The 11,396-nt window shown below is 72.2% G+C and carries 8 protein-coding genes; 1 reads left to right on the top strand and 7 read right to left on the bottom strand.

Going from position 1 to position 11,396, the window contains the following annotated elements; translation table 11 throughout:
- Nucleotides 1–554: 554 nt before the first annotated feature.
- The gene (locus QC029_RS26405) at nt 555–1,232 is read right to left on the bottom strand and encodes a hypothetical protein (RefSeq protein WP_279558315.1); all 678 of its coding nucleotides are present in this window, start codon (nt 1,230–1,232) and stop codon (nt 555–557) included.
- Nucleotides 1,233–1,750: 518 nt separating this feature from the next.
- On the opposite strand from QC029_RS26405, the gene QC029_RS26410 reads away from it, so the two are divergent.
- Nucleotides 1,751–2,428, top strand: a complete 678-nt coding sequence (locus QC029_RS26410) for a hypothetical protein (protein WP_279558316.1) — start codon at nt 1,751–1,753, stop codon at nt 2,426–2,428.
- 69 nt (nt 2,429–2,497) lie between these two features.
- Here the strand turns inward: QC029_RS26410 and QC029_RS26415 are convergent, their stop codons facing one another.
- From QC029_RS26415 to QC029_RS26440, 6 genes are all read right to left on the bottom strand, one after another.
- Nucleotides 2,498–5,062, bottom strand: a complete 2,565-nt coding sequence (locus tag QC029_RS26415; protein ID WP_279558317.1) for an alpha-L-arabinofuranosidase C-terminal domain-containing protein — start codon at nt 5,060–5,062, stop codon at nt 2,498–2,500.
- A gap of 333 nt (nt 5,063–5,395) precedes the next feature.
- Nucleotides 5,396–6,676 (bottom strand): thymidine phosphorylase, encoded by a 1,281-nt coding sequence (locus QC029_RS26420; RefSeq protein WP_279558318.1) that lies wholly within the window; start codon nt 6,674–6,676, stop codon nt 5,396–5,398.
- A 40-nt stretch (nt 6,677–6,716) separates the two neighbouring features.
- Nucleotides 6,717–7,064, bottom strand: coding sequence for a cytidine deaminase (locus QC029_RS26425; RefSeq protein WP_279558324.1), 348 nt, complete (start codon nt 7,062–7,064; stop codon nt 6,717–6,719).
- 72 nt (nt 7,065–7,136) lie between these two features.
- Entirely contained in the window at nt 7,137–8,399 is a 1,263-nt protein-coding gene (locus QC029_RS26430) for an ABC transporter permease (RefSeq protein WP_279558319.1), read from the bottom strand.
- A complete protein-coding gene (locus tag QC029_RS26435) occupies nt 8,396–9,538 on the bottom strand; it encodes an ABC transporter permease (protein WP_279558320.1) in 1,143 nt (380 codons plus the stop codon). Before QC029_RS26435 ends, QC029_RS26430 begins: the two co-directional genes overlap by 4 nt.
- Complete coding sequence (locus tag QC029_RS26440; RefSeq protein ID WP_279558325.1) at nt 9,535–11,142, bottom strand: ABC transporter ATP-binding protein; 1,608 nt, start codon at nt 11,140–11,142, stop codon at nt 9,535–9,537. Before QC029_RS26440 ends, QC029_RS26435 begins: the two co-directional genes overlap by 4 nt.
- Nucleotides 11,143–11,396: the final 254 nt, after the last annotated feature.

The raw sequence follows: 11,396 nt of genomic DNA on the forward strand, positions 1-11,396 counted from the left end.
TTCGGCCGCTTCCGCGGTCCCGAACCGGCCCGCGCGTGAGAGAGGAGCGCCCGGGCGGTGACCGACAAAGCTCCGGGTGACCTCCCCGGCGGCGTGGGTGCGCAACCGGAAGAGCGCGTCGCCGAACCGCCCGGCGGGAACAGGGCCCGACGCGCCCTGCCGGGAGGCTTCGCACACGGGGTGTGAGGCCTCTCGTCCGGTGGCGACGGCTTGTTCCCGGAGCCGCGCGTCAGGCCGGGAACGTCACGCCCGGGACGTGAACAGCCGAGGACCAGCCGCACGCGGACGACGGCGGGAGGGGACGGGGAGGGGCGGACGTTCCGGACACTCAAGCGTGATTTGCGGCCAATAGGCGCTTCACACAAGGGTGCACGGCAACGGCCGTAAATCATGCCGTCCGGAATGTTCGCCCCGGACCGGCCCCGACCCCCGCACGCACCCGCACCCCGCCCCACTCCACCCCACCCCCACCTCGCACTGCCCGGACCGCCGACGGCGGCCCGGCGGCGGTCCGGGCGGGAGCCGGTCGCGCCGTACCGGGCGGAGGGGCCCCGTCAGTGGTCCTCGAAGTCCCAGTGGCGGGGCTCGGGCCGGCGGAGCAGCACCAGTCCGGTGCCGAGCAGCAGGGCCACGGCCGCGCCGCCGGCGAGCCACGGCACCCAGTTCGCGGCGGTGTGCCCGTAGACCGTGACGAGCTTCCCCTCGCCCGACACGGAGGTGATGTCGCGGGGGGTGAGGATCACGTCGTCCGGACCGAGCAGATCGTTGTTCTCCCGGAAGTCCTCCAGGCCGCCGGTGTAGGACTCGCCGTTGGAATCGACCAGCGCGGCGGCCCCGTCGGGTTTCCGCGCCACGTACAACGTGATCAGCTCCAGGGAACCGTTCTCGCGTTTGGCCAGGATGCGGCGCTCGAAGACCTTTCCGTCCGCTCCGGCGAAGTCCCGCACGGCCCTGCCGGCCGCTCCCGTGGGGGCGCAGGCGGAGCCGGGATCGCACGGGTGCGACGAGAACAGCGCGTTCTTCAGCTGTTCGGGGTTGTAGTGGGCGGCAATATTGGCCAGGCGGTCCTCGCTCGTCTCGCTGCCGGTGAAGACGTCGTTCCTGACGTCGGTCGACTTCACGTACTCACCGAACAGTTCGGACGTCGAGGTCTCCGGCGCCGCCGAGCCGCACGCGGACACCAGCACGGCGATCAGCGCCACGACGAACACCCCGGATCTGGCTCGCTTCACGTACTTTCCTCACGGTTTCGCCGGGAGTCGGTCCCGGCATGGGTTCGATGCCCGGACGGGTTGCGCGGGGCTCCGGCCGGAGCCCCGTACAGCCCATTCCAGCGCCGGCCGCGTTGTTCGGCAGCCCCTCCTCCCGCCGCGAACAATCCCCCCGGGGCGCCGGGCGGGATGACCGGGACGGGAACGGTGAGTTTCCACCGGATTAACGGGGAACCACGGAACCGGTAATGCACCGTGTAATTCGCACAAACTCTCAGGAGGCCGGGAAAATATCCGCCGGGGAACATGCCGCGCGGTTACGATGAGGCCGCTTCGCCGACCGGCGCGGCGACTGCCGAGGCATCAGGGGAGGACGCCGACCGCGGTTTTCAGGGGTGCGACGGATTCGGGGAGACGTCGTCGCGCAGAGGAATTCTGCACCGTGCATTTCCCCGAGGGGGCGATCGGGATTTCCTGGGGCTCGTCGCCCCGCCGTACCCGGAATTCTTTTCACGGAAGGTGAGAGACCTGTGCGACGCATGACCTCCGTTCTTCTGGCTCTGAGCGCTCTGGTGGGGGCCTCCGCGCTGACCGCCCCGGCGGCCGCGGCCGCCCCGCAGACCGGCCGTCCGGCCGCCGCGCAGGCCGCCGTACCGGCCGGCTGGGAGGTGGTCGAGGGGGACGCGATCGCGGCCCTGAACGGCGAGGCGGACGGCAAGCGCTCCGCCGCCCGGAACCTCACCGCGCAGGACGCCGCGGCGGACGAGACCACCCTCCTGGCGATGCAGTCGGCCCGCAACGGGCTCTTCGTCACGACCGAGAAGAACTACCCGGCTCCCCACACCGGTGCGCTGCGCGCCCGTTCCGCCGAGATCGGCGGTTCCTGGGAGGGCTTCGCCTTCGAGTGGGACGAGGCCTCCCAGACCTACGCCCTGAGGTCCCTGGCCAACGGCCTCTACGTGGCGGTGGAGAAGAACTTCGCCGGCAGCTCCCAGAACCTGCTGCGCGCCCGTTCCACCGGTGTGGGCGGCTGGGAGCGGTTCGTCGTGTACTACAACGAGGAGCTGGACCGCTGGGCGCTCCAGTCCACGCTGAACGGTCTCTTCGTCGCCATGGAGAACGGCTACACCGGCTCGCTCCAGTACGCGCTGCGCGCCCGTTCCGCCGAGATCGGCGGTTCCTGGGAGGAGTTCTTCCTCTACGAGCTGGGTGCCTGAGCCCCCGGCCGGACGGAAGGTGCCCGTACCCCGCGTCCCGGGGTGCGGGCACCTCCGTGCGGGCCCCGCCTACCGCGTGCGTTCCGCGATCCGCAGGAACGTGATCGAGTGGGGCGGGAAGGTGTGGGTGAAGGAGGTGTCCACGCCCCCGACGGTCGCGTGCTCGGGCCTGATCGGCCGGTCGTCGGCGGTGTTGACCGCGTCGGGGTCGCCCCGCAGGACGGTCAGGCGGGCGGTCGGCGCGACGGCCGCCCCCTCCCCGAGGTCGATCCGCGTACGGGCCGGGGCCTCCTGTGCGTTGACGACCTTGACGATCAGCTCGCCGGTGGCCTCGTCGCGGGCGACGACCTGGCGGAAGGGCTCGGCGGCCTTGTCGTCGGTGAAGCTCCCCCACCTCTCGCCGTCGAGGTAGAGGGTCACCTGGCGGCCGCGGACCTCGATCCGCACGTCGTACGCGCGGCCGGTCTCGATCACCGTGCCGTCCTCGACCATCGTCTCCTTGCCGCCGTCCACCGCCTTCTCCACCGCCGAGCGGGTGTTGCCCCAGCCGCCGAGGTTCCACCAGTAGTGGTTGCCGGTGTCCTTCACGCCGAAGGCGATCAGGAAGCCCTCGCGGCCCTCCCGCTTGGTGGCCTTCACCCGCAGGTCGTAGTCGCGCCAGGCGGGGTCGCCCGCGGTGACCAGGGTGTCCTCGGCGGCCGTGTCGGTCTGGACGTACGCGCCGTCCTCGACCGTCCAGGCGCCGCGTCCGGCGGCTTCGGTCCACCTCCCCGCGCCGGCGGAGAAGTCGTCGGCGAACAGCTCCTCGCCGTCCGCCGACACGACCCTCACATCGTCGTACGCGGCGCTGGTGGCCCAGGTGGACAGGCCGATCGCGCCGGTGATCGGGCCGCTGACGGCGGGGGTCGGGGACGACCGGCTGGGCACGACCTCGTCCCCGGTGTTGGTCATGAACAGCTTCTGGGTCTCGTAGCTGGTCGAGCCCCAGGAGCGGGCGTTGTCGAACCAGATCATGTCCGGGCTCCACTGCACGTAGCCGGTGTTGGCCAGCAGCGGGGCGTAGGAGGCCATCTCGACGACGTCGGCGTTGCGCTCCAGGCCGGTCATGAACGCGGCCTCGGCGAGGGAGTTGCGGAAGCGGTTGTCCCGGGAGGCGTACTCGCCGAGGAACACCTTCGGCCCGGAGCGGTCGTAGGAGTCGTAGCGCTCGTTGTTCTCCAGGAACCAGCTCGGGCTGTTGTAGTAGTGCTCGTCGACCATCTCCACGCCGGACGCGCGGGCCAGCTCCCAGGCGCGGTCGAAGGTGCCGCCCGCGTCGTCGGGGCCGGAGTTGGCGATGACCGTGATCTCCGGGTGCTCGGCCCCGATCGCCTCGCGAAAGACGGCGAGGCGCTCGTAGTACGCGTCGGGCAGGTTCTCCTCGTTGCCGACGGCGAGGTGGGTGAGGCCGAACGGCTCGGGGTGGCCCATCCGGGCGCGCAGGCCGCCCCACTCCGAGGTGGCGGGGCCGTTGGCGAACTCGATCAGGTCCAGGGTGTCCGCCACGTGGCGGCGCAGCAGTGCGGGGTCGTCGGTGGCCTCGTTCTCGCCGCAGCCGGTGACCAGGGCGGGGACGACGGGCAGCGGCATCGCGCCGATGTCCTCGGCGAACTGGAAGTACTCGTAGTAGCCGAGGCCGTAGGACTGGTGGTAACCCCAGAAGTTGGCGTTGACGGCCCGCTCCTCGACGGGGCCGACGGTGTCCTTCCACTGGTAGGAGCGGCGGCGCTCCCAGTTGGGCGCCTCGTACGCCTCGTGGCTGCCGGTGTTGACCAGGCAGCCGCCGGGGAAGCGCAGGAAGCCGGGCTCCAGGGCGGCGATCTTCTCGGCGAGGTCCCTGCGCAGGCCGCCCGGGCGGCCCTTGTAGGTGTCGCGGGGGAAGAGCGAGACCATGTCGAGGCGGAGCGTGCCCGCGCCGCCCGCGGCCACGGTGAGCCGCCCGGTGGTGCCGGTGGTGCGGGCGGTGAGGGCGCCGGTGTACTTCGTCCAGCGGTCGCCGCGCACGGTGCGGCGCAGTGGCGCGGCGAGGGGTTCGCCGGACGCGTCGTGGAGGGTGACGGTCAGCGGGGTGCCGCGTCGGGCGTCGGTGCGGGCCCACACGGAGAAGTCGTACTTCTCGCCCTCCTCGACGGCGATCCCGGAGTTGTAGCCGGCGTTGGTGACGCCGTAGCGGGCGCCCGCGCCACCGGTTCCGCCGAGGTCGAGGCGGAGGTGGCTGCGGTTGCGCCCGTTCAGCCGGTGCTCGTCGTCCACGACCCGCGCGGCGCCGGTCGCGCCCGCGGTGGCGGCCTCGGTCCAGGCGGTGAGGCCGGTGTAGGAGGGGTGGTCGGCGGGGGCGTACTCGAAGGAGCGGTTCTGCACGAGTTCGGCGTACAGCCCGCCGTCGGCGGCGCGGTTGATGTCCTCGTAGAACACGCCGTACATCCGCTCGCCGATCTGCGGGCCGGTGCGGGTGCGGTCGACGGTGAGGGTGTAGTCGGCGGGCTCGGCGGCGGACGCGGCCGGGGCGGCGGGGAGGGCGGCGAGCGCGCCCGCGAGGAGGGCGCCGGTGAGGAGGGCGATCGCGGGGGCTGGTCTGGGTCGTGTGCGCGGCATGGGGCTCCCGACTCTTCGGTGTTCGAAATGTCGTACACTGACCAGGACTTCGAACGAGAAGATAGGCACCTCCGGGAAGGCCGTCAACGCCCCGCACGGCAAACGGTCACCGCCCCTCGCTCCCTGCCGGGACACGGCGCGGGGTCACGGGCACGGACGCGGACCGCCGTGGCGACCGACGTCGAGGAGGCGGAAGTCCTCGCGGGATCCGGCGCACCGGCGGGCCGGGCGCCGCCCGGACGGCGGGCCGGAGCGGTCATGGCGGCGCGACGCACGACGGCGCGCGCCCCGGGCTCCGGGGTGCGCGCCGTCGTGCAGCGGGTGGGGCGGGCGTCAGGCGATGCGGTCCAGGATCAGGGGGGTGGGTTCGAAGGGGGTGCCGTCCCCGGCGATCCCGATCGCGTCGCCGGTGAGGGCTTCGAGCGCGTAGTCGAAGCGCTCGGGGGTGTCGGTGTGGAGGGTCAGCAGCGGGGCGCCCGCGGTGACGCGGTCGCCGGGCTTGGCGTGCAGTTCCACACCGGCCCCGGCCTGCACCGGGTCCTCCTTGCGGGCGCGGCCCGCGCCCAGGCGCCAGGCGGCGACGCCCACCGCGTACGCGTCCAGCGTCGTGAGGACCCCGGAGGTCCCGGCGCGCAGGACGTGCTGCTCGCGGGCGACGGGCAGGGGCGCGTCCGGGTCGCCGCCCTGGGCGGCGATCATGCGGCGCCAGTGGTCCATCGCCGAGCCGTCGGCCAGTGCCTTGGCCGGGTCGGCGTCCGGCAGGCCGGCCGCGTCGAGCATCTCGCGGGCCAGCGCCAGCGTCAGCTCCACCACGTCGGCCGGTCCGCCGCCCGCCAGGACCTCCACCGACTCGCGGACCTCCAGGGCGTTGCCCGCGGTCAGGCCGAGCGGGGTGGACATGTCGGTGAGCAGGGCGACGGTCCGCACCCCGTGGTCGGTGCCGAGCCCGACCATGGTGGAGGCCAGCTCGCGGGCGTCGCCGAGGTTCTTCATGAAGGCGCCGGAGCCGACCTTGACGTCCAGGACGAGCGAGCCCGTCCCCTCCGCGATCTTCTTGGACATGATCGAGGAGGCGATCAGCGGGATCGCCTCGACCGTGCCGGTGACGTCCCGCAGCGCGTAGAGCTTCCGGTCGGCGGGCGCCAGCCCGTCGCCCGCCGCGCAGATCACCGCGCCCACCGAGCGCAGGACGTCCATCATCTCGTCGTTGCTCAGCAGCGCCCGCCAGCCGGGGATGGACTCCAGCTTGTCGAGCGTGCCGCCGGTGTGGCCCAGGCCGCGCCCCGAGAGCTGGGGGACGGCCGCGCCGCAGGCGGCGACCAGCGGGGCCAGCGGCAGGGTGATCTTGTCGCCGACGCCGCCGGTGGAGTGCTTGTCGGCGGTGGGGCGGGGCAGGGAGGAGAAGTCCATCCGCTCGCCGCTGGCGATCATCGCGGCGGTCCAGCGGGCGATCTCCCCGCGCTCCATGCCGTTGAGCAGGATCGCCATGGCCAGGGCCGACATCTGCTCGTCGGCGACCTCGCCGCGGGTGTAGGCGTCGATGACCCAGTCGATCTGGGCGTCGCCGAGGCGGCCCCGGTCGCGCTTGGTACGGATGACGGAGATGGCGTCCATCAGAGGGGGATGCTCCTTGGGAGGGGTCGGGGGCGCCGGGTCAGCGGCCGGCGAGGTCGTCGGGGCCGAAGGCGTCCGGCAGGAGGTCGGACAGCGGCCGGATGCCGGAGGCGGTGTCGACCGCCAGGCCGGGGCCGCCGTGCTCCCACAGCAGCTGGCGGCAGCGGCCGCACGGCATCAGCACCTCGCCGCGGCCGTCGCAGCAGGTGAAGGCCACCAGCCGCCCGCCGCCGGTGGCGACCAGGTCCGAGACCAGGCCGCACTCGGCGCACAGCACGACCCCGTAGGCGGCGTTCTCCACGTTGCAGCCGGCGACGACGCGCCCGTCGTCCACCAGCGCGGCGGCGCCGACCGGGTACTTCGAGTACGGGGCGTAGGCCCGGGACATCAGCTCCCGGGCCCTCTCCCGCAGCGCCGGCCAGTCGACCCGGCCGGCGTCCGTCGTACGGGACTCGCTCACTTACTTGCCCTCGCCCTTCCGGTAGGCGTGCCCGTTGGCCTTGGGCATCCGCAGCCGCTGCGCGGACATCGCCAGCACCAGCAGCGTGACGACGTACGGGGCGGCGCTCACGAACTGGCTGGGCACCTCGTCCACCGACGAGTACCACACGAACAGCACCAGACCGACGAACGCCATGACCGCTCCGGTCAGGTACTTCTTCCGGTACACCGCCCAGGCGGTGGCCAGGACCAGCAGGATCGCCAGCAGCAGGAGCAGGGCGTGGACGTTCTGGCCGCCGCCGCGCAGGTTGAGGCTGTCGGCGTAGCCGAAGAGTCCGGCGCCCAGCGCCAGACCGCCCGGCATCCAGTTGCCGAAGATCATCGCGGCGAGGCCGATGTAGCCGCGTCCGCCGGTCTGGCCCTCCTGGTAGATGTGGGAGGCGACCTCGGCGAGGAAGACGCCGCCCAGGCCGGCGAAGCCGCCGGAGATCATCACGGCGATGTACTTGTACTTGTAGACGTTGACGCCCAGGCTCTCCGCCGCGATCGGGTTCTCGCCGCAGGAGCGCAGCCGCAGGCCGAAGGCGGTCCTCCACAGCACCCACCGGCTGAGCGGGATCATGGCGACGGCCACGACCGTCAGCAGGGAGAGGTTGGTGACCAGGCCGCCCAGGAGGCCGGCGACGTCCGAGACGAGGAACCAGTGCTTGGCGTTGAGCGTGGCCATGGCGTCGGACAGCCCGGGGACGGTGATCTGGGTGATCGATTCGATCGGCGGCGACTGCTTGCTGGTGCCGCCCTCCATCTCCTCGAAGGTGAAGCTGGACAGGTAGCGGGTGGCGCCGACGGCGAGGATGTTGATGGCCACACCGGAGACGATGTGGTTGACGCCGAAGGAGACGGTGGCGATCGCGTGCAGCAGACCGCCCAGCGCGCCGCCGACGACGCCCATGACCACGCCCGTCCACGGGCCCCACTGGACGCCGGCCCAGGCGCCGAACCAGGTGCCCAGGATCAGCATGCCCTCCAGACCGATGTTGATCACACCGGCCCGCTCCGCCCACAGGCCGCCCAGGCCCGCGAGCCCGATGGGGACGGCCAGCCGCAGGGCGGCCGAGGTCTGCCCCACGGAGGTGATGCCGTGGGCGCCGGTGATCAGCCGTACGGCCGAGACCAGTGCCAGGACGCCGGCGATGATGAGCATCCACTCGGCGAGGGTGAGGCGGCGGCGGGCGGTCTTCTTCGGCTGCTGTGCGGCCGGCTTGGTGAGGACGGTGCTCACGCCGACACCTCCTTGCGGTTCTTCGGGCCGGTGCCGTCACCGGAACCGGTGGAGCCCGCGGCGGCGGCCGCGGCGAGTTCCTCGCCCACCTTCTGCTGCTGGCGGCGCAGGCCGTAGCGGCGTACGGACTCGTAGCTGATGACGACCGCCATCACGATCAGACCCTGCATGATCGTGGCGATCTCCTTCTCGTAGCCGTTGTAGTCGAGCGTCGCGGACGCCTTGTCGAGGAAGGCGATCAGCAGCGCGCCGAAGGCTATGCCGAGCGGGTGGTTGCGGCCGAGCAGGGCGATGGTGATGCCCGTGAAGCCGACGCCGGCGGGGAAGTCGAGGCTGTAGGTGTGGGAGTCGCCGAGCAGGACGGGCATGCCGGTCAGTCCGGCGATGGCGCCGGAGATCAGCATGCTGGTGAGCACCATCCGCTTGGCGTCGACGCCGCTGGCGACCGCCGCGCTCTCGCTGGCGCCGGTGGCGCGCAGGTCGAAGCCGAAGCGGGTGCGGTTCAGGACCAGCCAGTACAGGACGCCGCACAGGGCCGCGACGACGGTGAAGCCGTAGATCTCGCCGGCCACTCCGAGGTCGATGCCGGGGAACCAGCCGGACTCGGCGATCCGGCCGGTGGTGAGGTTGTTGCCGACCTGCTCGCCGAACTGGGCGGGCAGGATCAGGTAGGCGACCACGCTGGTGGCGATGGAGTTCAGCATGATCGTCGAGACGACCTCGCTGACGCCGCGGGTGGTCTTGAGGATGCCCGCGATGCCCGCCCAGAAGGCGCCGACCAGCATGGCGACGACCATGATGAGCAGGACGTGCAGCGGCCCGGGGAGCGCGACGGAGGCGCCGACCAGGGCGGCGACCATCGCGGCGAGCCGGTACTGGCCGTCGACGCCGATGTTGAACAGGTTCATCCGGAAGCCGACCGCCACCGCGAGCGCGGCCAGGTAGTACGTGGCGGCCTGGTTGACGATGAGCACCTGGATGTCGGAGTGCATCGCGTACTCGGCCATCAGCGCGTACGGCTGCACGGGGTTCAGGCCGGAGGCGAGCAGTACCACCGAGGTCAGCGCCAGGGCGACGACGATGGCGAGCACCGGTCCGCCGGCCGCCAGGATCAGCCGGTCCTTGTCGAACTTCTTCATCGGTCCTCTCCCCCGTCCCGGCCCGCGGTTGTGTTTCCGGCGGTCCCGGCGGCCGCGTCGGCGGCCTCGTCGAGACGGCCGGAGGCCGCGCCGGTCATGGCGGAGCCCAGGGCCTCAGGGGTGATCGTGGCGGGGTCGGCGTCGGCGACCAGTCGGCCGCGGTACATCACGCGCAGGGTGTCGGACAGGCCGATCAGCTCGTCGAGGTCGGCGGAGATCAGCAGGACGGCCAGGCCGGCGCGGCGGGCCTCGCGGATCTGGTCCCAGATCTGCGCCTGCGCGCCGACGTCCACGCCGCGCGTGGGGTGGGCGGCGATCAGGAGCCGGGGGCCGTGGCTCATCTCGCGGCCCACGATCAGCTTCTGCTGGTTGCCGCCGGACAGGGACGCCGCGGTGACGTCGATGCCGGGGGTGCGGACGTCGTACTCCTCGACGATCCGCTCGGTGTCGGCCCGGGCGGCCTTGATGTCGAGCCAGGCGCCCCTGCTGTTGGGGGCCTCGGTGACGTGGCCGAGTATGCGGTTCTCCCAGAGGGAGGACTCCAGCAGCAGCCCGTGCCGGTGGCGGTCCTCGGGGATGTAGCCGACGCCGCCCTCGCGGCGGCGGCGGGTGGGCCAGTGGGTGATGTCCTCGCCGGCGAGGGTGACGGTGCCGGCGTCCGGCCTGCGGATGCCGATCAGGGCCTCGATCAGCTCGGTCTGCCCGTTGCCCTCGACACCGGCCAGGCCCAGCACCTCGCCCTTGCGGATGGTGAAGGCGATCCCGTCCAGGAGGGTGCGGGCGCCGTCGACGGCGTCGTTCCCGGTGAGGGTGAGCCCCCTGACCTCGAGCATCGGGGTGTCGGTGACGGTGGACTCGCGCGTCTCCGGCGAGGGCAGTTCGGCGCCGACCATCAGCTCGGCGAGTTGCTTGACGGTGACGTCGCCCGGGGCGACGGAGGCGACGGTGGTGCCGCGCCGTATGACGGTGATGTCGTCGGCGACCGAGAGCACCTCGCCCAGCTTGTGCGAGATGAAGATGACGGTCAGGCCCTCGGCCTTCAGCTCGCGGAGGTTGGCGAAGAGGGCGTCCACCTCCTGCGGCACGAGCACGGCGGTCGGCTCGTCGAGGATGAGGGTGCGGGCGCCGCGGTAGAGGACCTTGAGGATCTCCACGCGCTGGCGGTCGGCGACGCCGAGGTCCTCCACGAGGGCGTCGGGACGGATGCCCAGGCCGTAGGCGTCGGATATCTCCCTGATCCGGGCGCGGGCGCGGGAGCCGATCCCGTACAGCTTCTCGCTGCCCAGGACGGTGTTCTCCAGGACGGTGAGGTTGTCGGCCAGCATGAAGTGCTGGTGGACCATCCCGATGCCCCGGTCGATGGCGTCGCCGGGGTCGGAGAAGGCGACCTCCTGGCCGTCGATCGCGATGGTGCCCTCGTCCGGCTTCTGCATGCCGTAGAGGATCTTCATCAGGGTCGACTTGCCCGCACCGTTCTCGCCGACGATGGCGTGGACGGTGCCCTTGCGGACGGACAGGTGGATGTCGTGGTTGGCCACGACTCCGGGGAAGCGCTTGGTGATCCCGGCCAGTTCGACGGCGGGAGGGCTGCTGGACGCGTTGATGGTGCACTCTCCTCGGGGCTAAGGAGTGGCTCGTAGGAGGGCCCGGTGGGGCGGGAGGGCGGATGGGCCGCGAGGGGGTGCCGCCGGGCCGTGTGGGTGAGGGCGACGCTATCGCGTCTGCGACCGGCTACGCGCGTAGAGCCTGCTCTGCAAGGCGGGCCCGGCCGGAAGGCCGTGTGCGGCCTCCGGTACCGGGCCCGGACCCGGGCCGGGCGGCCGGGGCGGGGCGTCCGGGGAAGTGGACGCCCCGCCCC

The organism is Streptomyces sp. DH37, assembly GCF_029813835.1.
In the GTDB taxonomy this organism is placed as follows: domain Bacteria; phylum Actinomycetota; class Actinomycetes; order Streptomycetales; family Streptomycetaceae; genus Streptomyces.